Raw genomic sequence first — 20,840 nt, forward strand, 5'->3', positions numbered from 1 at the left:
ACTGCCGAGCGGCGACCGTCCTCGAGGGCCCCGTGCGCCGGGCGGTCTCGGCCCACAAGGACGGCGGGCGCACCGACCTGCGCGCCGAGCTCGCCGGACTCCTGGCGACCGTGCTCGTCGGTGTGCTGGCCGAGGACGCGGTGGTCCGCGCGGCCCTGGGAGCCGGTGCGCCCGTGCTGGCCGTCCCCGTCCCGCAGGCCGGTCGAGCCGGTGGACGCCGCGGCGAGGACCCGGTGGCCGCCCTGTCCGCGGCCGCCCTCGTCCTCCTCGACGACCCCCGGGTCCGGCTCCACCGCCCGCTGCGGCACGCCCGGCGGGTCACCGACCAGTCGCGGCTGGGCCGCAGCGCCCGCGCCGCCAACCTGCGCGGTGCGCTCACCGTCGCCCCGGGCGCCGGGACGCTGCTCGAGGGGGCCGTCTGCGTCGTCCTCGACGACGTGGTGACGACCGGGGCGACCCTGGCCGAGGCCGAGCGCGCCCTGCGGGCGGCGGGGGCGCGGCACGTCGTCGCCGCGGTCGTCGCGGCCACACCGTGACCCGGCTCCACGGACCTGACCTCCGGCTTCGTCCATCGGTGTTGTGGGGCCCCCCGGGGACGGCTAGCGTCTGTGCATGGACCCCATTCCTCGGGAGGTGGTGCCGCCCACGTCGATCCAGCGTTGAGCCCCCACACCACCGAGCACGAGGAGGACCACGTGGACATCGTCGTCACCGGACGGCACCTGACCGTCTCCGACCGATTCCGGGACCACATCGAGGAGAAGCTGGCCAAGATCACCCAGCTCGCCCCACGGACCCGGCGCGTCGAGGTCACGGTCAGTCACGAACCCAACCGCCGCCAGGCCAAGGCCTGCGACCGAGTGGAGGTCACCATCTACGCCAAGGGCCCGGTCGTCCGGGCCGAGGCGTGCGCGGATGACAAGTACGCCGCCCTCGACGTCGTCCTCGACAAGCTCATGGAACGGCTCAGGCGCCAGGGGGACCGGCGCCAGGTCCACCGGGGGAGACGCACCCCCGAGTCGGTCGCGATGGCGACCGCCCGCATCGAGGCGCCCGCCGACGGCGCTACCGACGAGGTCGACGTCGACGGCCGGCCCTTCGGCGACTCCCCGATCGAGGTGCGCGAGAAGGTGCACCGCTCCGAACCGATGACCCTCGCCGACGCGCTGCGCGAGATGGAGGCGGTCGGGCACGACTTCTACCTCTTCCACGACGTCGAGACCGACCGCGCGAGCGTCGTCTACCGACGCCGCGGATGGTCCTACGGCGTCCTCCACCTCGACCTCGACGGGTCGCTGTCCGAGGGCGGCGACGACGCCGTCTCCGTGGCGGCGTCCTGACCCGTCCAACCCTGCGTGTGCGGCGGGCACTCGAGGCCCGGACCTGACACGATGACCCCGTGGAGGACACGGTGAGCGACGACGCGGATGACGCCCCCCCGGGTGTCATCCGCGTCGTCATCGCCGACGACCACGCGCTCTACCGCCAGGGGATGGCCGTCGTCGTCGAGCTCGACGGCGCCGCCAAGGTCGTCGGGCAGGCGAGCAACGGTGCCGAGGCCGTCGAGCTCTGCGCCCGGATCCGTCCGGACGTGGTCCTCATGGACGTGCGGATGCCGGTGATCGGCGGGATCGAGGCCGCCGGCCTGCTGCACGCCGCCGACCCCGGCGCGCGCATCCTCATGCTGACGATGAGCGACGACGAGAGCGACCTCTTCGAGGCGATCAAGGCCGGCGCCAGCGGGTACCTCCTCAAGGACCTGCCGGGCGAGGAGGTCGCCGACGCGATCCGCCGGGTGCACGACGGCCAGGCCATCATCCCGCCGGGCATGGCCGCGACGCTGCTCCAGGAGTTCACCCGGCTCAGCCAGGACAGCGGCCCCGGCGACCCCGCCGCCAGCCACCTCACCGACCGCGAGGTCGAGGTGCTGCGGCTCGTGGCGCGCGGCCTGGTCAACCGCGAGATCGCCGAGGCGCTCGGCATCGCCGAGAACACCGTGAAGAACCACGTCCGGAGCATCCTCGAGAAGCTGCACCTGCACTCCCGGGTCGAGGCGGCCGTCTACGCCCACCGGCAGCGCCTCGTGCCGCCGGATGGCTGAGCCGGCCCCACTGCGGCTGACCCGGCCCGCGGCCCGGCGCATCGCCCTGGCCGCCCAGGGCTTCGCCCGCCCCCGCCCCCCGGTGCCCGGCACCCGCGACCTCCAGCGCGTCCTCGACGCCGTCGGCATCGTCCAGATCGACAGCGTCAACGTCGTCGTGCGCAGCCAGTACCTGCCGTTCTTCTCCCGGCTCGGGCCCTACGACCGCGCCCTGCTCGACCGGGCTCGCGACCGCGCGCCCCGCCGGGTCGTCGAGTACTGGGCGCACGAGGCCTCGCTCGTGCCGCCCTCGACCTGGCCGCTGCTCGACTTCCGGATGCGCCGCGCGCGCTCGGACGCCTGGGGCGGGATGCAGCGCGTGGCGCGCGAGCACCCCGGGCTCGTCGCGATGGTGCTCGCCGAGGTGGCCGCCGGTGGCCCGATGACCAGCCGCGAGGTCGAGGCGGCGCTGGCCCACGACCTGCCGCGCGAGCGCGAGCACTGGGGCTGGAACTGGTCCCTGGTCAAGAACGCGCTCGAGCACCTCTTCTGGAGCGGCGAGCTCTCCAGCGCCGGCCGGACGCAGCAGTTCGAGCGCCGGTACGCGCACCCCGCCCGGGTGCTGCCGCCGGCCCTGCGGGAGGCGGCCCTCGACCCCGCCGCCCGGCCAAGGGACGAGGAGGCGTTCCGCCGGCTCGTCGAGATCTCCGCACGGGCGCACGGCGTGGGCAGCGAGCAGTGCCTGCGCGACTACTTCCGCCTCAAGCCCGAGCAGGCCCGCCCGGCCATCGCCTCCCTCGTCGCCGACGGCACGCTGCTGTCGGCGACCATCGACGGCTGGCGCCGGCCGGTCTACCTGCACCGCGACGCCCGGCGGCCGCGGCGCGTCCACGCCCGGGCGCTGCTCTCGCCGTTCGACTCGCTCGTCTGGCAGCGCGACCGCACCCGCGCGCTCTTCGGCTTCGACTACCGCCTCGAGATCTACGTCCCCGAGGAGCTGCGGGTGCACGGCTACTACGTGCTGCCGTTCCTCCTCGGCGACGAGCTCGTGGCCCGGGTCGACCTCAAGAGCGACCGGGGGACGGGGGTGCTGCGGGTCCGCCGGTGCACGTGGGAGGCAGGGCGTGGCGGCCCCGAGGACGCGCGGGAGCTCGACGAGGAGCTGGGGCTGATGGCCACGTGGCTCGACCTGCCCGGCGGGGTCAGCGCCTGAGCAGCTCCCAGTGCAGCGAGGCGACGGGGCGGCCGCCGGGCAGCACGTCGGCCTCGGTCTCGCGGCCCCAGATGTCGAACCCGAGCGCGTCGAGGACCTTGTTGCTGCCGGCGTTGTCCTCGGCGGTCTGCGCGACGAGGCGGCGCAGCCCGAGGCCGCCGTCCTCGCGGGGTGCGAGCGCGTGCCGGGCGACCAGCCGGGCCGCGGCCGTCGCGACGCCCCGCCGTCGGGCGCTCGGCAGCACCTGGTAGCCGAGCTCGGCGGTGTCGTCGTCGAGGGTCCCCTCGGTGACGAAGACGAGGGCCTCGGCGAGGGCGCGGCCGGTGGTGGCGTCGGCCACGCACCAGCTGAGCGTGGTGCCGAGGGCCATCTTCTCGCGGCGGGTCAGCAGCCACTCTGGGAAGGTGTCGGGCTCGAGGACGCCGCGGGCCGGCATGTGGTGGGCCGGCTGGTCGCGCGGCTCGAGGGCGTCGACGTCCTCGTCGAGCCAGGGGCGCAGGACGATGCCGCCGGCCTCCTCCGAGCGCAGGACGAGCGGCTCGGGCCAGGGCGTGCGGGCCTCCGGCACGTCGTCGGCGCCGAGGCTGGCCTGCCACGCGTCGACCGGATCCTCGCCCTCGCTCGGGGCGAGCGACTGGGGCAGGGTGCCGTGGTGGGTGAACCCGCAGGCCCAGGCGACCCGCCAGGACGCGAAGTTGCCGCGCTCGGCGCGCCAGTGCACGCGGGTCCCGCCGGTGCCGAAGAACCACTGCGCCGCGAGCCGCAGCGCGCCGGCCATGAACCCCCGCCCACGGGCGTCGGGGTGCAGGCCGTACCCGACCTCGGCGACCCGCCCGCCGAGCGTCGGGCGCAGGTCGATCGTCCCGAGGTAGCGGCCGCGGTCGTCGGCGGCGTCCTCGAGGGCCCAGAGCCGGTTCCCCCCGAGGTCGTTCCAGCCGGCCTCGATGAGCGCGAGCCACTCGCGACCCTCGGCCTCGCCGTAGGGCCGGGGCACGGTGGTCCAGCGCAGGGACTCGGGGTCGCGGCTCTGCTCGACGATCCGCTCGAGGTCGTCGGGCCGGTGGGCGCGCAGGCGGACGTGCCCGTCGGAGAGCACGGGGACGGCCTCGGGCCAGGCGGCGTCGGTCATGGGCGACAGCCAACCACCGACGCCGGTCACGGGGAACTCGACGCCCCGCACGGCCCGTTGTCCCCTCGTGCGCCCCGCCAGGGCGAGCGCGCCGGCAGGCCTCGACTACCCTAGGCGGGTCCGGCGGTCCGTACCGCCGCCGTCGTCTGCCCCAAGGGAGTCCTGCTCGTGAAGATCGTCGAGAAGCTGCTGCGTGCCGGTGAGGGGCGCATCCTCAAGAAGCTCGACAGCATCGCGGCGCAGGTGGGGGCCATCGAGGAGGACTTCGAGAAGCTCACCGACGCCGAGCTGCGCGAGGAGACCGAGAAGTTCCGCGCCCGGCTCGCCGACGGCGAGACCCTCGACGACATCCTTCCCGAGGCCTTCGCCGCCGTCCGCGAGGCAAGCAAGCGCACCATCGGCAAGCGGCACTTCGACGTGCAGATCATGGGTGGGGCCGCGCTCCACCTCGGCAACGTCGCCGAGATGCGCACCGGTGAGGGCAAGACCCTCGTCGCGACCCTGCCCAGCTACCTCAACGCGCTGTCCGGCAAGGGCGTGCACGTCATCACCGTCAACGACTACCTCGCCGAGTACCAGTCCGAGCTGATGGGCCGCGTCCACCGCTTCCTCGGTCTCGAGACCGGCTGCATCCTCGCCTCGATGACGCCCGAGCAGCGGCGCGCCGAGTACGCCAAGGACATCACCTACGGCACGAACAACGAGTTCGGCTTCGACTACCTGCGCGACAACATGGCGTGGTCCACCGACGAGCTCGTCCAGCGCGGCCACAACTTCTGCATCGTCGACGAGGTCGACTCCATCCTCATCGACGAGGCCCGCACGCCGCTCATCATCTCCGGCCCGGCCGACGCGCCGACGAAGTGGTACACCGAGTTCGCCAAGATCGTCCAGCGCCTCGAGCGCGGCGAGCTCGAGTCCGGCCGCGGCGACTACGAGGTCGACGAGAAGAAGAAGACCGTCGGCGTCCTCGAGCGCGGCATCGACAAGGTCGAGGACCACCTCGGCATCGACAACCTCTACGAGTCGGCCAACACCCCGCTCATCGGCTACCTCAACAACGCGATCAAGGCCAAGGAGCTCTTCCAGCGCGACAAGGACTACGTCGTGATGAACGGCGAGGTCCTCATCGTCGACGAGCACACCGGGCGCATGCTCGCGGGCCGCCGCTACAACGAGGGCATGCACCAGGCCATCGAGGCCAAGGAGGGGGTGGAGATCAAGAACGAGAACCAGACCCTCGCGACCATCACCCTCCAGAACTACTTCCGCATGTACGACAAGCTCTCGGGCATGACCGGTACGGCGATGACCGAGGCCGCCGAGCTCAACTCGATCTACAAGCTCGGCGTCGTCCCGATCCCGACGAACCGCCCGATGGTGCGTGCCGACCAGGCCGACCTCGTCTACCGGACCGAGGAGAGCAAGTACAAGGCCGTCGTCGACGACATCGCCGAGAAGCACGAGGCCGGCCAGCCGGTCCTCGTCGGCACCGTGTCGGTCGAGAAGTCCGAGTACCTCTCCGAGCAGCTGCGCCGGCGGGGCATCCGCCACGAGGTGCTCAACGCCAAGCACCACGAGCGCGAGGCGAGCATCGTCGCCGACGCCGGCCGCAAGGCTGCCGTGACGGTCGCGACGAACATGGCCGGTCGAGGCACCGACATCATGCTCGGCGGAAACCCCGAGTTCCGCGCCGTCGCCGCCCTCAAGGACCGCGGGCTGGACCCCCACGAGACGCCGGAGGAGTACGAGGCGGCCTGGGACGCGGCGCTCGAGGCGGCCGAGGCCGAGGTCGCGACCGAGCACCAGGAGGTCACCGAGCTGGGCGGCCTGTACGTCCTCGGCACCGAGCGGCACGAGTCGCGGCGCATCGACAACCAGCTGCGCGGCCGCTCCGGCCGTCAGGGCGACCCGGGCGAGTCGCGGTTCTACCTCTCGCTCGAGGACCACCTGATGCGGCTGTTCAACGCCGGCCTCGTCGACCGCGTGATGACCACCGCCAAGCTCGAGGACGACCAGCCGATCGAGTCCAAGCTCGTGTCGCGCTCGATCCAGTCGGCGCAGGCCCAGGTCGAGGCGCAGAACTTCGAGATCCGCAAGAACGTCCTCAAGTACGACGACGTCCTGAACCGCCAGCGCACCGTCATCTACGACGAGCGCCGCCGCGTGCTCGAGGGCGAGGACCTCCACGAGCAGCTGCGCTTCTTCGTCAACGACGTCGTCGAGGGCTACATCGACGCCGAGACCGGCGAGGGCTTCGCCGAGGACTGGAACCTCGAGCGGCTCTGGGGCGCCCTGCGCGCGCTGTACCCGATCTCCATCACGCCCGAGCAGCTCGAGGAGGCCGCCGGGGGTCGCAACGCGCTGACCAACGAGCTGCTCAAGGAGGAGATCCTCTCCGACGCGCACCGCGCCTACGACGAGCGCGAGGAGGCCCTCGGCGAGGAGGTCATGCGCGAGGTCGAGCGTCGCGTGATGCTCTCGGTCCTGGACCGCAAGTGGCGCGAGCACCTCTACGAGATGGACTACCTCCAGGAGGGCATCGGCCTGCGGGCGATGGCCCAGCGCGACCCGCTCGTCGAGTACCAGCGCGAGGGCTTCCAGCTCTGGCAGGCGATGAACGAGTCGGTCAAGGAGGAGTCGGTCGGGCTGCTCTTCCACGTCGACGTCTCGGTCGACGAGCCGCAGGAGGCCCCGGCGGTGCAGCCGATGCACGTCTCGCAGATGCTCGGGTCGCTGAGCGGCGCGGCCGAGGGCTCGGGCGAGGAGGCGGCCGGCGACGTCGTCGTCGAGACCGCTCCGGAGGCCACGGCGGAGGAGTCCGCGGACGGTCACAAGCACGTCGAGGTGTCCGGGGTCGGCGTCGGCCGTCCGCGCACCGGTGCCCTGCACTACGCGGGCCCGACCGAGACCGGCGAGGTCGAGGTCCGCGACGAGCAGGGCAGCGCCACGACGGTGCTCACCGACGAGCAGCTCGCGAGCACCCCGAAGAACGCGCCCTGCCCGTGCGGGTCCGGCAAGAAGTTCAAGATGTGCCACGGCCGCCGCTGAGCGCTGCGGCGACCCCACCCGAGCCTCCTTCCGGAGGACGAGCCCCCTGCGGGCGGCTCGCGCACCGGAAGGAGGCTCGCGTGGTCTCCGGGACCCCCGGCCCGGTCAGCCGACCTGGAGCGCGCTGACCCGCCACTTGCCGTCCTGGCCGACGAGGCGCAGGGCGACGGCGCGCACGCGGGCCCCGTCCTGGACGACGACCGCGGCCTCGGCCACGCCGTCGACCGGCTCGCAGACCCGGACCCGTCGCACGAGGAGCGGGGCGCGCCGCGGCGCCCGCCCCTCGGCGGCCCGGCGCGCCACGAGCGTGCCGCGGCGGGCGATGACGGCGTAGACCTCCGGCGTCGTCCAGCGCACCACCTGGGGCGCGGGCCACGTCCCGGTCATCACCTCGAGCAGGGCCAGCGCCATCCGCCCTGCCCACTCCGACGGCTCCGGGAGGTCGGCCCGCGGGGTGCGCTGCGGGCCGAAGACCTGCTCGTCCGAGGCGCAGGAGAAGTCGACCGCGAGGGCGTCCTGCACGTACCCCGGCACCCGCGGCGCGTGCGGGTCGGCCGCCCGCGCCCGGCGGACCGCCTCGTGCAGCGGCAGGGCAGGTGGCAGGACGGCCGGTGGGGGAGCCACCTGCAGGCGCGGTCGGCTCACGACCCCACCACCACGGGGGCGTGGAGCACCTGGCCGGGCAGGAGGTGGTCGGGGTCGGGGCCGACCACGCCCCGGTTGGCCGCGTACCAGCGGGGCCACTCCGCGGCCACCTCGGCGTCGGTGGCACCGGGCCCGAGGTGCCGTGCGGCGATCGACCACAGCGAGTCGCCACGGTGCACCACCACCTCGTGGACGGCCGCCGGGGCCCGGCCGCGCCCGCTGACGACCGTGACGTCCGGCTGGGCCCGCACGGTGGGGGCGGTGGGTGTCCAGCCGGGGTCCGGTGCGGGACGCCAGGCGGGGTCGGGCAGCGGGTCCGCCGAGGTCGTCGGCGCCGGCGCGACCGCGCGCACCTGCGCGCTCGCCGTCCCGGCCACCAGGCCCGAGGCGCCGACCCCCAGCCCGAGGACGAGCGCCGCCACCCGACGGACCACCATCGGGGACAGCGCCTCCGCCACCCGGGAGGCGCCGCGGCCCACGGCGCCGGGCACCAGGCAGAGGGCCTCGAGGAGGACCGCGAGGAGCAGCCAGACCAGGACGAGCAGGCCGAGGGCGGCCAGGCACGCGAGCAGGGCATCGGCGGGCGGGACGGGAGCTCCCCGCCGGGCCCCGTCGGCCACGCCGGCGAGCACCGTCCCGAGCAGCACGGCCGCCCCGACCCCCGACGCGAGGACGACCGCGGCCATAGAGCATCGTTTGATGCTGTTTGCTGTCGTTTGCACGTTGTGGACGATAGACGGTGTTCCCGGGAGGGGCAAGAGGTGGTGCGTACCCTGTGGACCCATGAGGTGGGAGGGGCTGTTCGCGGACCTCGAGGGGCAGCTCGCGGCCGAGGAGCGCCGCGAGCTCGACAGCGAGGTGGCCGAGCGCACCCGTCGCGAGCGGGCGCTGGTCGACCTCACCGGGCGCCTCGCCGCCGCCGTCGGCACGTCCGTCACCCTCCGGCTGGAGGGCGGGCGGGTCGTCGCCGGCACCCTGACCGATGTCGGCGACGGCTGGTCCCTCGTCGCGGCACCGCCGCGCGAGGTGCTCGTCCCGCACGCCGCGCTCGTCGTCCTCGAGGGCCTGCCGGCCCGGGCCGACCCGGCCCGCACGGCCCGGCGCTTCGGTCTCGGTCACGCGCTGCGGGCGCTGGCCCGGGACCGGGCGACGGTCGCCGTCGACCTCGCGGGTGCGGCACCGGTCGTCGGCACCGTCGACGTCGTCGGCGCCGACCACCTCGTCCTCGCCGAGCACCCGGACGGCGAGCCGCGCCGCCGCGAGAACGTGCGCCGGCTGCTCACGGTCCCGTTCGGGGCGCTGCGAGCCGTCGAGTCCCGTCGCTGAGCGGGAAACCCGCTGTCCCCGAGGTCCTCCCGTCTGGCAGGGTGCAGCATGCTCACCCTCGAGGACGTCTTCCCGCCGTTCGCGCTGCGGATCGCGTGCGGCGACGTCGAGCTGCGGGTCCTGCGCGACGACGACCTCCCGGAGCTCGTGGAGCTGGCCCACGCGGGCATCCAGTCACCGGACCTTCCGATGCCGTTCCTGCGGGCGTGGCACGAGGAGCCCTGGGGGCCCGGAGAGCCGGACGGCTTCCCGACGACCTCCCTGCGCTGGTGGTGGACGCAGCGCGCGACCTTCGCGCCGGAGGAGTGGCGGCTCGCGCTGACCGTCCGCCGCGACGGGGTGCTCGCCGGCATGCAGGACCTCCACGCGCTGGACTTCGCGCGGTCGCGGACCGTGGACACCGGCTCCTGGCTCGGCCGGGCGCACCAGGGGAGGGGGACCGGCACCCTCGTCCGGCAGCTCGTCGTCGGCTTCGCCCTCGACGAGCTCGGCGCGCAGCGGTGCGAGTCGGGCTACGTCGTCGGCAACCACGCCTCGGCGGCAGTGAGCCGCAAGACCGGCTACACCGAGGAGGGCCGGCGGCGCATCGTCCAGCACCTGCGTGACGGGGAGCGCGAGGTGGACGAGCAGCGGGTGGCCGTGACGCCGGCGACGTTCGTCCGCCCGGCGGGGCCGGTGCGCGTCGAGGGAGCGGCGGCCCTGCGTCGCTTCCTCGCCATCGGGCACGCGACGCCGAGCGGCTGACCGGGCTCGGGAACGGCCGTCAGCCGAGGGGCGTGTCGCCCTCGTCGGGGTCGGTGCGGGTCGAGACGAGCTGGCGGGTCTCGGCGTACATCCGCTCGATGTAGCCCTCGAGCTCGCTGGTCTCGACGCGCCACTGCCCGCGCCCACCGACCTTGATGGCGGGCAGGTCACCGCTGCGGACCAGCGCGTAGGCCTGCGCGGCGGAGATGTCGAGGATCTCGGAGACCTCGGTCAGCGGGATGAAGCGTCGCGGCACCTCGCCAGTCTGCCACCCCGGGTGCGGGCCCCCGACCGCGTTGTCCACAGGCTGCCGTGTTCGTCCTGCGGGGGGTGCGCGTGTCGGGCAGGATCGCCGTCATGACCGATCTGCCGACCCCGACCGCCTCCCGGCTCCGGGCGCCGTCGTGGCGGGACTCGCGTCTCCTCGTGGGGGTCCTGCTCGTCCTCGTCTCGACCGTGCTCGGGGGGTTCGTGCTCGCCCGAGCCGACCGCCGGGTTCCGGTGTACGCCGCGTCCGGGACGCTCGCACCGGGGGAGCGGCTCACCGCCGACGACGTCACCGTCGTGCGCGTCCAGCTCGGCGACGAGACCGCGCGGTACCTCGCCGCCGACGGTCCGCTGCCCGCGGACGTCTACGCCCTGCGCGAGCTGCGCCCGGGCGAGCTCGTCCCCCGCTCGGGAGTCGGCTCGGCAGCGGACGTCGGCGTCCAGCAGGTCGCGCTCCAGGTCGACGCGACCTCCGCCGCCTCGCTGGTGCGTGGGTCCGTCGTCGACGTCTACGTGAACCGGCCGGCCGACGGCGGCTCGGTGGGCGTCGTCCGGTACCAGGGCCCCGAGCGCGTCCTCGAGGCGATCTCGGTCGTCGCGGTGGCCGAGGAGGACTCGGTGCTCGCCGGGGCCGAGCAGACCCGCGCCGTGCGGGTCATGGTCCCTCGTGACGCCGTGCGCGACCTCGTCGCGGACGTCGACGTCGGCGCGCGCATCACCCTCGTCCCCGTCCCCGGCGGCACTCCGTGACGACCGTCCTCACGGCGCTGACGCACCGCCACGAGGCCGCCTTCGTCGAGGTGCTCGGCGAGGCGCCGGGCATCACCCTCGTGCGGCGCTGCGCCGACCTCGCCGAGCTGCTGTCCACCGGGGCGGCGGGCGTGGCCCGGGTCGCGGTGGTCTCGCCCGACCTGCGCGGCCTCGACCGCGACGCGCTGCGGCACCTGGCCGGCCACGGCGTCCGCGTCGCGGGGCTGGTGACGCCCGAGGACGAGGAGGGCGAACGGCGGCTGCGCCAGCTCGGGGTGGCCACGGTCCTGCACCCCGGCGACGACGCCGGTGTCGTCGCCGCCGCCCTCGGCGCGCTCGCCGACGCCACCACCTCGCGCCCGGGCGGCCCCGCCGAGGAGGCCCCCGATGACCTCCCGGCCCCCGACCCACGCGTCCCGACCCGGGTCACCGTCGTCTGGGGACCGACCGGCGCCCCGGGCCGCAGCACCGTCGCGGTCACCCTGGCCGCCCGGCTCGCCGCCGCGGGCATCCGCACGCTGCTCGTCGACCTCGACACCTGGGGCGCCTCCGTCGCCCAGCTGCTGGGCCTGGTCGACGAGGCGCCCGGGGTCGCGGCCGCCGCGCGCGCCTCGGAGCAGGGGACCCTCGACGTGCCGGGGCTGGCCCGGCTCGCGCCCGAGGTGCTGCCCCGCCTGCGCGTCCTCACCGGCCTCCCGCGCGCCGACCGCTGGCGGAGCTGCGCGCCGGCGCCGTCGAGGACGTCCTGCGCCTGGCTCGTGGCGTCGTCGACCACGTCGTCGTCGACACCGGCTTCGCCCTCGAGGACGACGAGGAGCTGAGCTACGACACCGCCGCCCCGCGCCGCAACGCGGCCACGCTCACCGCCCTCGAGGTCGCCGACCACCTCGTCGTCGTCGGAGCCGCCGACCCCGTGGGCCTGCAGCGGCTCGTCCGGGGCGTCCAGGAGGTCGCCGTGCTGCCGGCGCCGCGACCGCTGGTGGTCGTCAACAAGGTCCGGGCCTCGGCGGCCGGCCCGCGGCCCGAGCGCACCATCCGCGACGTCCTCGGCCGCTTCGCCGGCCTCGAGGAGGTGCGGATGCTGCCCTGGGCCCCCGACGACTGCGACGAGGCCGTGCTCACCGGGCGCGCGCTCCCCGAGGTCCGTCCCCGGTCGCCGCTCGTCGCCGCGGTCGCCGGGGTGGCGGCCGTCCTCGACGAACGCTGCCCCGACACCTCCGGCACCGACCGGAGGAGCCGCCGGGCGCGCGTGCGGGTCTGACACGATGGTCCCGTGACAGACCGGTTGAGCGCCCTCGACACGTCCTTCCTCCGCCTCGAGGACGCGACGACGCCGATGCACGTCGGCTCGGTCATGGTCTTCGACGTCCCCGCCGGCGGCTTCGACTACTCCCGGCTGGTCGACCTCATCAGCGAGCGGATCGCGCACGTCCCGCGGTACCGGCAGCGCATCAAGACCGTCCCCGGTGGCCTGGGCAACCCGGTCTGGGTCGACGACGCCGCGTTCGACATCGGCTACCACGTGCGGCGCAGCGCCCTCCCGCGCCCCGGATCCGACGAGCAGCTCGAGGAGCTCGTGGCGCGCATCCAGCCCCGGCCCCTCGACCGCTCCCGGCCGCTCTGGGAGATCTACCTCGTGGAGGGGCTGGCCGAGGACCGCTTCGCGATCATCACCAAGAGCCACCACAGCCTCGTCGACGGCGTGAACGGCGTCGACATCGGCGGTGTCCTCGTCGACGGCAACGCCTCCGGCGCCGACGGCGTCCTGGCCACCTGGCGGCCCCGCCCGGAGCCGAGCTCGGCCGAGCTGCTCGTCGGGGCCCTCGCCGATGTCGTGCGCACCCCGAGCCAGCTCGTCGACACCGTCCGCAGCGGCGTCGACGACGTCGCCCGCACCGCCTCGAAGGTCGCCTCGGTCGCCGGCGACGTGCTCTCCACGCTGGCGCGCGTCTCGGCCCGCCCGGCGCCCGAGTCCCCGCTCAACGCGCCCGTCGGTCGGGCGCGGCGCTACGTGATGGTCGGCACCGACCTCGACGACTACCGCGCCGTCCGGACCCGCCTCGGCCGCGGGTCGTTCGCCGACGAGGTGACGATCAACGACGTCGTGCTCGCCACCATCGCCGGCGCGTTCCGGTCCTGGCTGCTCACCCGCGGCGAGCCGGTCTACCCCGGCACCACGGTGCGGGCGCTCGTCCCGGTGTCGGTGCGCTCGGCCGACGTCGGCGAGGACGCCCCACCCTCGGCCGAGGTCACCGCGTGCTTCGTCGATCTGCCTGTCGGAGAACCTAAGCCGTCGATGCGCCTGCACCAGATCGCCTTCTCGATGCGCCAGCAGACCGAGGGTGGCGGCCGCCGGGCGGTCTCCGCCGAGGCGCTCACGAGCGTCGGCGGCTTCGCCCCACCGACCCTGCACGCTCTCGGCGCCCGGCTCGGCGGGATGGTCTCTCGCCGGCTGCACAACGTCGTCGTCACGAACGTGCCCGGGCCCCAGACACCGCTGTTCGCCGACGGCGCGCAGATGGTGTCCACCTACCCCGTGACGCCGCTCGGGGCGGGGCAGGCGCTCGCCATCGGGCTCACGTCCTACGACGGCGGGGTCTACTTCGGCCTGTACGCCGACCGCGACGCCATCCCGGACGCCGACGTCCTCGGGCGCGGGCTGGTCGACGCGCTCCAGGAGCTCCTCGACGCCCCCCGGCCGCGCGGCCGCCGCCCGTGAGAACCGACCGAAGGACGCCCCGATGCCGCTGACCCGCGTCTACCTCCCGCTGACCCCCGACGACCTCGACGCGCTGGCCGCCGGCCGCGACCTCGGCCCGGCGCCGCTGGCCGCGCACGGCGTGACGCCCGCGCTCGGCCGGCCGGGGCTGACCACGGACGAGGAGGAGCTCGAGCACGAGGCGTGGGTCGCGGCCACCGAGGAGGCCTCGGCCCGGGCCGCGGGCGCCCGTCGGGTCGTCGCCTCCGCCGACGTCGACGCCGCCGTCGTCTCGGTGCCGGAGCGGCCCGACGTCCCCACCCGCGTCGAGCTCGGCGCCGGGGTGCCCCGCACACGGGTCGTCTCGTTCCACGTCGACGAGGAGGCCGGCGGCACCGGCACCGCGGACCTGCTCTGGTACGACGTCACCGAGCTCGACGACGTGCGCGCGCTCCTCGCGCCCTGAGCCCGGCACCGCGCTGACCGGCGCGAGTTGCGTCGGGGGAGCGCCGGAGGCGAGAGTGGGCGGGATTCCGTCGTCGTGACCCGAGCGAGGTGCCCTACCCCATGGACGCTGTGACCCACGTCCCCGCCCCCATCAACGAGACCGTCCTCGACTACGCCCCCGGGAGCCCCGAGCGCGCGTCCCTCGAGGTCGCGCTCGCCGAGCTCGGCTCGGTGCGCCACGAGCTGCCGCACACCATCGGTGGCAAGCGCGTCATGGGCGGGGGCAAGCGGTTCGAGGTGCGCCAGCCGCACGCGCACCGCAAGGTCCTCGGCGTCTCCAAGGGCGCGACCAAGGCCGATGCGACCGCCGCCGTCGAGGCCGCGCGCGCCGCCGCCCCCGGCTGGCGCGAGCTGTCCTTCGACGACCGCGCCGGCATCCTCCTCAAGGCCGCCGACCTCCTCGCCGGCCCGTGGCGCGCGAAGCTCAACGCCGCGACGATGCTCGGCCAGAGCAAGACCGCCTACCAGGCCGAGATCGACGCCGCCTGCGAGCTCATCGACTTCTGGCGCTTCAACGTCCACTTCGCCCGCCAGATCATGGAGGAGCAGCCGCCGGCCAACTCCCGCGGCGTCTGGAACCGCAGCGACCACCGCTCGCTCGAGGGCTTCGTCTACGCCGTCACGCCGTTCAACTTCACGGCCATCGCGGGCAACCTCCCGACCGCGCCGGCGCTCATGGGCAACACCGTCGTCTGGAAGCCCTCGCCGACCCAGCAGCTCGCTGCGCAGCTGACGATGGAGCTGCTCGAGGAGGCCGGCATGCCGCCCGGCGTCATCAACCTGGTGACCGGCGACGGCGTCGCGGTCTCCGACGTCGCGCTGTCCCACCCCGACTTCGCGGGCCTGCACTTCACCGGGTCCACCGCCACCTTCCAGCACCTGTGGCGGACCATCGGCGAGAACCTCACGGGCTACCGGCACTACCCGCGCATCGTCGGCGAGACCGGCGGCAAGGACTTCGTGCTCGCCCACCCCAGCGCCGACCCCGACGTCCTGCGCACCGCCCTGATCCGGGGCGCGTTCGAGTTCCAGGGCCAGAAGTGCTCGGCCGCGTCGCGCGCGTACGTGCCGCGCTCGGTCTGGAAGGTCATCAAGAAGGACCTCGTCGAGCTGACGAACGGCCTCTCGCAGGGTGACGTCACCGACCTGTCGAACTTCATGGGCGCCGTCATCGACGACCGCGCCTTCGCCAAGCACAAGGCCGCCATCGACCGGGCGCACGCCACGAGCCACCTCGACGTCGTGGCCGGCGGCACCTACGACGACTCGCAGGGCTGGTTCGTCCGGCCGACGATCGTCGAGTCGTCCGACCCGACCGACGAGATGTTCTCGACCGAGTACTTCGGCCCGGTCCTCGCCGTCCACGTCTTCCCGGACCGCCAGTACGACAAGGTCCTCGACCAGATGGAGTCGGTCGCGCCGTACGCGCTCACGGGCGCGGTCATCGCCCAGGACCGGGTGGCCGTCGCCGACGCGATGCAGCGGCTGCGCTTCGCCGCGGGCAACTTCTACGTCAACGACAAGCCGACCGGCGCGGTCGTCGGCCAGCAGCCGTTCGGCGGTGGCCGGGCCTCGGGCACCAACGACAAGGCGGGCTCGGCGGCCAACCTCATGCGGTGGACCTCGACGCGCTCCATCAAGGAGACGTTCGTGCCCCCGACCGACCACCGCTACCCGCACATGGGCTGACGGCGGCCGTCCCGAGCCAGGGCCGGCCCCCGGGGCACCCCCGTGGCGGGCGCCCCCGGTCAGCCGCCGAGGCGTCCGCGGAGCAGCTCGACCTCGACGCCGATCGCGGCGTTGATGGGCTCGGCCGCGGCCTTCTCGATCTTCCCGCCGACGAACGGCACGTTGGCCTTGAGCTCGGCGTCGAGCACCTCGGCCGAGCCGGCACCGTCCGGGACGATGCGCAGCGTGCCCTTGAGGGTCAGCGGCGCGCCCTTGACGTGGAGGTCGACGCTCGCCTCGCGGCTGCCGTCGGCGGCCGGTGCGCCCCACACGTAGTCCTCGACGACGGTCAGGGTCGCGCCCACGAAGGAGCGGGCGACGTCGGGGAGGCCGTCCGCGGGGAGCTCGCGGGAGGTGTGCACGCGGTCGCCGACGGCCCCCGGCGTGACCTCGGCCGTGTACGCCCCGCCCTCGGTCGTGGCGGCGCACTTCGCCTCCTGGAAGGCGGGGTCGGTGAGCACGGCGTAGACCTCTTCGGGGGTGGCCGGCAGCTGCTCTCGCCTCGTCAGTCGCACGCGGGTGCCTCTCTCGGGTCGGCGGTGGGTCCGGGCGATCCTCTCACCCGCGGCGCAGGTCGTGGGAGAGCGCGGCGAGGCGGTCGGAGGACTCGCGAAGCGCCCCGAGGACGAAGTCGCGGCGCCGGCGGTGCTGGGCGAGGACGAGGTCGAGCTCGGCCTGCAGGCCCGTGACCGCGGCGCCCTGACGGCGTTCGGTGACGGCGTCGGCCTCGCCGCGGACACCGTAGGCGGAGGCGACGTGCCCGTCGCGGATCTCGAGCCCGGCCGCCGCCGCCCGCTCCTCGAGGACCCGGGCGCGCGCGCCGAGGTCGGCGAGGTCGGTGGCCTGGTCCTGGAGCAGCGCGGCCACCTGCTCGAGCTCGTGCGACACGAGGGCGCCGGCGTCGGCGAGCGCGGCGCCCCGGCGCCGCATCGAGGCCGAGACACGCCCGGGCCACCCCTCGCCGAGGGCGGCCACCTCGGGGCCGAGCGCGCCCGCCTCCGCAGCGAGCCGGCGTCCGGCGGCACCGGTGGTGACGGCACAGGCCGAGAGCGACCCCGGGTCGCCGGGCACGAGCGTCATCGTCCGGCCCCCCGCGCGAGGGGGTCGTCGACGTCGGCGCGATGGGTGTGGGCGGCGGGCTCGTCCCGGACGAAGGGGGCGAGGACGGCGCGGAGCTCGTCGGCGGTCTCCCCGAGCGCCCGGAGGCCGTCGGCGACGTGGTCGAGCCAGTCGTCGAGCACCCGCTGGGCGGCCGGTTCGCCGGTGACGACGAGGCTGGCCAGGACGTCGTCCTCGGCGTCGGCGCTCAGCGCCCGCAGCGCCTCGAGCCGGCGGGCGGCGGCGCGGGCACGGAGCGGGTCGGGGCCGGGGGGCACCCCGCCACCGTAGCCGGGTCCGGGTCGCTCGCCGTGGGGTTGCCCACAGGCCCGCCGGCAAGGGTGACGAGCGGCTACCGGTCGTCGACGAGCCCCACGGCGCCCGACGCCGGTGGTCGAGGATCCGGTGAGGACCGGTAGTCGGTGACCCACAGTCCCGTGAGCACCTCGCGGTCACCGAGTCGGTGGAAGCCGAGGCGTTCGTAGAGCCGACGGGCAGGTGTGTTGTCCCTCCCGGTGGACACGTGGACCGGGGTCTCGCCCGTGCGCCGGAGGAGCTCCTCGACCAGGGCGCGGCCGACGCCCCGGCGGGCCCGGGCCGGATCGACGACGAGCCGGTCGATCGTCGCGGTGGTGTCGGTCCGCTCGTACCCGAGGGCCCCGGAGACGGTCGGCTCGTCGGCGAGCAGCCAGCGCAGCGGGCGGGCCTGCAGGGAGGTCAGGTCCTCGTGCAGTGCGGGGATCCGGTCGTCACCGACCAGCGCGGCCTCCACGGCGTACGCGGCGCGCTGGACGGCCAGCACGCGTCCGGCGTACCGCGAGGGCAACGCCTCGTGGTGGGAGACCATGCGCCGACCCTAGGTCCCGCTAGCGTCGGCGTCGTGACCTCCGACGCCCCCGACCTCGCCGACGAGGCCGTGCGCCTGGCCGCCGTGCTCGTCGGCACCGACTCGGTCAACCCCGGGCTCGTCCCGGGCGCTGCTGGGGAGGCGGAGGTCGTCGCCCTGCTGCGGGCCCGGCTCCACGCCTCGGGGTTCACCACGCACGTCCTCCTGCCGCCCGGCCGTCCCGACCGGCCGAGCCTGGTCGCCGTCGGCCCGGACGGCGGGCCGGGGCCGACCGTCGTCCTCACCGGGCACCTCGACACCGTCGGCGTCGAGGGCATGTCCGACCCCTTCTCGGCCCGGGTCGAGGGCGACCGGATGACCGGCCGCGGCGCGTGCGACATGAAGGGCGGCGTCGCGGGGATGGTCGTCGCCGCCGAAGAGCTCGTGCGCCGCGGGACGCCCGCGCGCGTGGTGCTCGCGCTCGTCGCGGACGAAGAGGACCTCAGCCTCGGCACCGAGACGGTCGTCGACGCCCTGCCCGGACTGGGGCTGAGTCCCGACGTCGCGCTGGTCGGCGAGCCGACCGGCCTGGCCCGCACCGCCTCGCTGCGCGGGTACGCGCTCGTCGAGGTGGGGCTGCGCGGCCGGGCGGCACACTCGTCCCAGCCGGCGGAGGGCGTCAACGCGGTGGCCCACCTCGGCCGCCTGCTGGCCGCGGTCGAGCAGCGAGGCCGGGAGCTGGCTGCCGGCGGTGGCTCCTTGATGGTCACCGTCGCCTCCGGGGGCGAGTCGCCGTTCGTCCTGGCGCAGCGAGCCCGGGCCGTCGTGGAGCGGCGGACCGTGCCGGGGGAGGACGCGGCCGGTGCGGTCGCCGAGGTGGAGGCGCTGCTCGAGGAGATGTGCGCCGCCGACCCCACAGTGGAGGCCATCGCCCGTCTCCTCGTGGCGCGGGAGGCGTGGCGCCTCGACGCCGCTGGCCCGGCGGCCGACCTCGCCGACGCCCTGGACGAAGCCCTCGGCGCCGCCGCACCCGCGGAGCCGCTCGAGGCCCCGTACTGGATGGAGGCCCCGCTGTGGCAGGCCGCCGGGGTGCCCGCGCTCGTCTGCGGGCCCGGGGGAGGTGGCCTGCACGCCGCCGAGGAGTGGCTCGACCTCACCCAGCTCCGGGCGTTCACGGCCGCGCTCGTCGCCGCCGTGGAGACCTGGGCGGCCGCGCATGCCGACTGACCCGCGCGGGCTGCGTTCGGACGCACCACTGCTCGATGCCTGGCTCCGGTTCCACGAGGAGGGGCCGACCCCCTTCACCATCCCCGGCCACAAGCACCGGCTCGACCTCGTCGGCGACGTCGTCGCCGGGGACGTCCCGCTCTACGCCGGGCTCGACACGATGCACCTCACGCGCGGCGTGCTCCTCGACGCCGAGGCGCGGGCCGCCCGCGCGTGGGGGGTCGACCTGTGCCGCTTCTCGGTCGGCGGCTCGACGCACGGCAACCAGGCGCTCGCGCTCGCCGTCGGCAGGCCGGGGCAGCGGGTCGTCGTCTCCCGCACCCTGCACCGCTCGATGCTCCTCGGCCTCGTGCTGGCCGGGCTCGAGCCGGTGTGGGTGCGCCCGCGCGTCGACCCGGCGCACGGCCTGCCCATCGGCGTCGCACCGCAGGACGTGGAGGACGCCCTGCGGCGTGCGCCCGACGCCGTGGCCGTCCTCGTCGGCGACCCGTCCTACGTCGGCACGCTCGGCGACGTCGCCGGGCTGGCCGCGGTCGCCCACGCCCACGACGTCCCGCTCGTCGTCGACGCCGCGTGGGGCGCCCACCTCGGCTTCCACCCGGCGCTCCCGCCGCACGCCCTGGCCGCCGGGGCCGACGCCGTCGTCACGAGCGCCCACAAGACGCTGCCCGCGGTCTCGCAGGCCGCGCTCGTCCTCGCCCGCTCGGAGCGCATCGACCCCGCGCGCCTCGACGCCGCCGTCGAGGCCACCGCCACGACCAGCCCGGCCGGCGCGATCCTCGCCAGCACCGACGCCGCCCGCGCCCTGCTGGAGCGGGACGGCGAGGCGCTGCTCGGCGGGGTCGTGGCCGCGGTGGCCGGGACCCGGGCGCGGCTGGCCCGCATCCCGGGGCTGCTGGTGCTCGACGGAGCAGGCGTCGACCCCACCCGGCTGGTCCTCGTCCTGCCCGGCACCGGTGCGGACGGCGGTGCGGTGGAGGCGGACCTGCTCGCGGCCGGGATGCCGGTCGAGATGGCCGACCGCGACACCGTGGTCGCGATGGGCACGCTCGCCGACACCGCCGAGGGGTTCGCCGCCCTCGCCGACGTCCTCGAGACCTCGATCGCCCGGCACCGGGGCCCGGCCCGCCCGCTCGCCCCGTCCGGTGTGTGGGCCGTCGACCCGGTCGTCGCGATGCCGCCGCGCGAGGCCTTCTTCGCCGAGCGCGAGCGGGTCGCCGCCACCGGTGCGGTGGGGCGGGTCTGTGCCGAGCTCGTGGCGCCCTACCCGCCGGGCATCCCGGTCCTCTCGCCGGGCGAGGTGGTGACGGCCGAGGCGCTGGCCGCCCTGGGCGCCGCGCGCGCCGCCGGGAGCCGCATCGCCTACGCCGCAGACCCGACGCTCGGCACGCTCGACGTCGTCGTCCGCTGACCGCTCCCCGCCGCGGGCCGTCCCGTGGGCGAGACAACCCCGGGGGTCCCCGCCGACCCCCACGCACCGCGGGTCGCTAGTCTCGGGCGAGGACACGAGGACGTCTCCCACCGCCACCGCGGTGACACCCGACGAAGGAG

General features: G+C 75.2%; 23 protein-coding genes. 15 read left to right on the forward strand and 8 right to left on the reverse strand.

The window, feature by feature from the left end:
• From ACQZ2A_RS19050 to ACQZ2A_RS19065, 4 genes are all read left to right on the forward strand, one after another.
• A partial coding sequence (locus tag ACQZ2A_RS19050; RefSeq protein ID WP_430214191.1) for a ComF family protein occupies positions 1-536 on the forward strand: 536 nt, incomplete at its 5' end.
• Between the two features lie 159 nt (positions 537-695).
• Complete coding sequence (gene hpf / locus ACQZ2A_RS19055; protein ID WP_430214272.1) at positions 696-1,340, forward strand: ribosome hibernation-promoting factor, HPF/YfiA family; 645 nt, start codon at positions 696-698, stop codon at positions 1,338-1,340.
• Positions 1,341-1,399: 59 nt separating this feature from the next.
• On the forward strand, positions 1,400-2,101 hold the full coding sequence (locus ACQZ2A_RS19060) for a response regulator (RefSeq protein ID WP_430214193.1): 702 nt from the start codon (positions 1,400-1,402) through the stop codon (positions 2,099-2,101).
• On the forward strand, positions 2,094-3,293 hold the full coding sequence (locus tag ACQZ2A_RS19065; RefSeq protein ID WP_430214195.1) for a winged helix-turn-helix domain-containing protein: 1,200 nt from the start codon (positions 2,094-2,096) through the stop codon (positions 3,291-3,293). The genes ACQZ2A_RS19060 and ACQZ2A_RS19065 overlap by 8 nt, the downstream gene beginning before the upstream one ends.
• Here ACQZ2A_RS19065 and ACQZ2A_RS19070 read toward each other — a convergent pair.
• Positions 3,283-4,422 carry a GNAT family N-acetyltransferase gene (locus tag ACQZ2A_RS19070; protein ID WP_430214197.1) on the reverse strand — a complete coding sequence of 380 codons (1,140 nt, stop codon included), beginning with the start codon at positions 4,420-4,422 and terminating at the stop codon, positions 3,283-3,285. The two genes, ACQZ2A_RS19065 and ACQZ2A_RS19070, sit on opposite strands and share 11 nt — an antisense overlap.
• Positions 4,423-4,590: 168 nt before the next feature.
• On the opposite strand from ACQZ2A_RS19070, the gene secA reads away from it, so the two are divergent.
• On the forward strand, positions 4,591-7,473 hold the full coding sequence (gene secA / locus ACQZ2A_RS19075) for a preprotein translocase subunit SecA (protein WP_430214199.1): 2,883 nt from the start codon (positions 4,591-4,593) through the stop codon (positions 7,471-7,473).
• A 105-nt stretch (positions 7,474-7,578) separates the two neighbouring features.
• Here the strand turns inward: secA and ACQZ2A_RS19080 are convergent, their stop codons facing one another.
• Both ACQZ2A_RS19080 and ACQZ2A_RS19085 read right to left on the reverse strand, forming a co-directional pair.
• Positions 7,579-8,118, reverse strand: a complete 540-nt coding sequence (locus ACQZ2A_RS19080) for an Rv3235 family protein (RefSeq protein WP_430214200.1) — start codon at positions 8,116-8,118, stop codon at positions 7,579-7,581.
• A complete protein-coding gene (locus ACQZ2A_RS19085; protein ID WP_430214202.1) occupies positions 8,115-8,804 on the reverse strand; it encodes a LysM peptidoglycan-binding domain-containing protein in 690 nt (229 codons plus the stop codon). The genes ACQZ2A_RS19080 and ACQZ2A_RS19085 overlap by 4 nt, the downstream gene beginning before the upstream one ends.
• 97 nt (positions 8,805-8,901) lie before the next feature.
• On the opposite strand from ACQZ2A_RS19085, the gene ACQZ2A_RS19090 reads away from it, so the two are divergent.
• Complete coding sequence (locus ACQZ2A_RS19090) at positions 8,902-9,444, forward strand: hypothetical protein (protein ID WP_430214204.1); 543 nt, start codon at positions 8,902-8,904, stop codon at positions 9,442-9,444.
• A 48-nt stretch (positions 9,445-9,492) separates the two neighbouring features.
• Entirely contained in the window at positions 9,493-10,188 is a 696-nt protein-coding gene (locus ACQZ2A_RS19095) for a GNAT family N-acetyltransferase (RefSeq protein ID WP_430214205.1), read from the forward strand.
• 19 nt (positions 10,189-10,207) lie between these two features.
• Here ACQZ2A_RS19095 and ACQZ2A_RS19100 read toward each other — a convergent pair whose 3' ends face one another.
• Positions 10,208-10,444: a helix-turn-helix domain-containing protein gene (locus ACQZ2A_RS19100; protein WP_430214207.1), complete on the reverse strand. Its 237-nt coding sequence runs from the start codon at positions 10,442-10,444 to the stop codon at positions 10,208-10,210.
• A gap of 101 nt (positions 10,445-10,545) precedes the next feature.
• Between ACQZ2A_RS19100 and ACQZ2A_RS19105 the strand changes: the two genes are divergently transcribed.
• The 6 genes from ACQZ2A_RS19105 to pruA all read left to right on the forward strand — a co-directional run bounded on the left by ACQZ2A_RS19105 (position 10,546) and on the right by pruA (position 16,099).
• The gene (locus tag ACQZ2A_RS19105; RefSeq protein WP_430214209.1) at positions 10,546-11,205 is read left to right on the forward strand and encodes an SAF domain-containing protein; all 660 of its coding nucleotides are present in this window, start codon (positions 10,546-10,548) and stop codon (positions 11,203-11,205) included.
• Positions 11,202-12,026: a P-loop NTPase gene (locus tag ACQZ2A_RS19110; RefSeq protein WP_430214211.1), complete on the forward strand. Its 825-nt coding sequence runs from the start codon at positions 11,202-11,204 to the stop codon at positions 12,024-12,026. Before ACQZ2A_RS19105 ends, ACQZ2A_RS19110 begins: the two co-directional genes overlap by 4 nt.
• Before the next feature lie 92 nt (positions 12,027-12,118).
• Positions 12,119-12,466, forward strand: a complete 348-nt coding sequence (locus tag ACQZ2A_RS19115) for a hypothetical protein (protein WP_430214212.1) — start codon at positions 12,119-12,121, stop codon at positions 12,464-12,466.
• Positions 12,467-12,478: 12 nt separating this feature from the next.
• On the forward strand, positions 12,479-13,924 hold the full coding sequence (locus ACQZ2A_RS19120) for a WS/DGAT/MGAT family O-acyltransferase (RefSeq protein ID WP_430214213.1): 1,446 nt from the start codon (positions 12,479-12,481) through the stop codon (positions 13,922-13,924).
• A 22-nt stretch (positions 13,925-13,946) separates the two neighbouring features.
• Positions 13,947-14,369: a DUF6912 family protein gene (locus ACQZ2A_RS19125; RefSeq protein WP_430214214.1), complete on the forward strand. Its 423-nt coding sequence runs from the start codon at positions 13,947-13,949 to the stop codon at positions 14,367-14,369.
• A gap of 101 nt (positions 14,370-14,470) precedes the next feature.
• Complete coding sequence (gene pruA / locus ACQZ2A_RS19130; protein ID WP_430214215.1) at positions 14,471-16,099, forward strand: L-glutamate gamma-semialdehyde dehydrogenase; 1,629 nt, start codon at positions 14,471-14,473, stop codon at positions 16,097-16,099.
• Between the two features lie 59 nt (positions 16,100-16,158).
• Here the strand turns inward: pruA and ACQZ2A_RS19135 are convergent, their stop codons facing one another.
• The 4 genes from ACQZ2A_RS19135 to ACQZ2A_RS19150 all read right to left on the reverse strand — a co-directional run bounded on the left by ACQZ2A_RS19135 (position 16,159) and on the right by ACQZ2A_RS19150 (position 18,083).
• Complete coding sequence (locus ACQZ2A_RS19135) at positions 16,159-16,653, reverse strand: DUF2505 domain-containing protein (RefSeq protein WP_430214216.1); 495 nt, start codon at positions 16,651-16,653, stop codon at positions 16,159-16,161.
• 43 nt (positions 16,654-16,696) lie between these two features.
• Positions 16,697-17,218 carry a hypothetical protein gene (locus tag ACQZ2A_RS19140; RefSeq protein WP_430214217.1) on the reverse strand — a complete coding sequence of 174 codons (522 nt, stop codon included), beginning with the start codon at positions 17,216-17,218 and terminating at the stop codon, positions 16,697-16,699.
• Positions 17,215-17,514, reverse strand: a complete 300-nt coding sequence (locus ACQZ2A_RS19145) for a hypothetical protein (protein WP_430214219.1) — start codon at positions 17,512-17,514, stop codon at positions 17,215-17,217. Before ACQZ2A_RS19145 ends, ACQZ2A_RS19140 begins: the two co-directional genes overlap by 4 nt.
• Positions 17,515-17,588: 74 nt before the next feature.
• Complete coding sequence (locus ACQZ2A_RS19150) at positions 17,589-18,083, reverse strand: GNAT family N-acetyltransferase (RefSeq protein WP_430214220.1); 495 nt, start codon at positions 18,081-18,083, stop codon at positions 17,589-17,591.
• A gap of 33 nt (positions 18,084-18,116) precedes the next feature.
• Here ACQZ2A_RS19150 and ACQZ2A_RS19155 point away from each other — a divergent pair, with 33 nt between their 5' ends.
• Positions 18,117-19,289, forward strand: coding sequence for a M20/M25/M40 family metallo-hydrolase (locus ACQZ2A_RS19155; protein WP_430214221.1), 1,173 nt, complete (start codon positions 18,117-18,119; stop codon positions 19,287-19,289).
• Entirely contained in the window at positions 19,279-20,700 is a 1,422-nt protein-coding gene (locus ACQZ2A_RS19160; RefSeq protein ID WP_430214223.1) for an aminotransferase class I/II-fold pyridoxal phosphate-dependent enzyme, read from the forward strand. The genes ACQZ2A_RS19155 and ACQZ2A_RS19160 overlap by 11 nt, the downstream gene beginning before the upstream one ends.
• The last annotated feature ends 140 nt before the right edge of the window (positions 20,701-20,840 follow it).

The organism is Phycicoccus avicenniae (assembly GCF_050496545.1).
Lineage (GTDB): Bacteria > Actinomycetota > Actinomycetes > Actinomycetales > Dermatophilaceae > Phycicoccus > Phycicoccus avicenniae_A.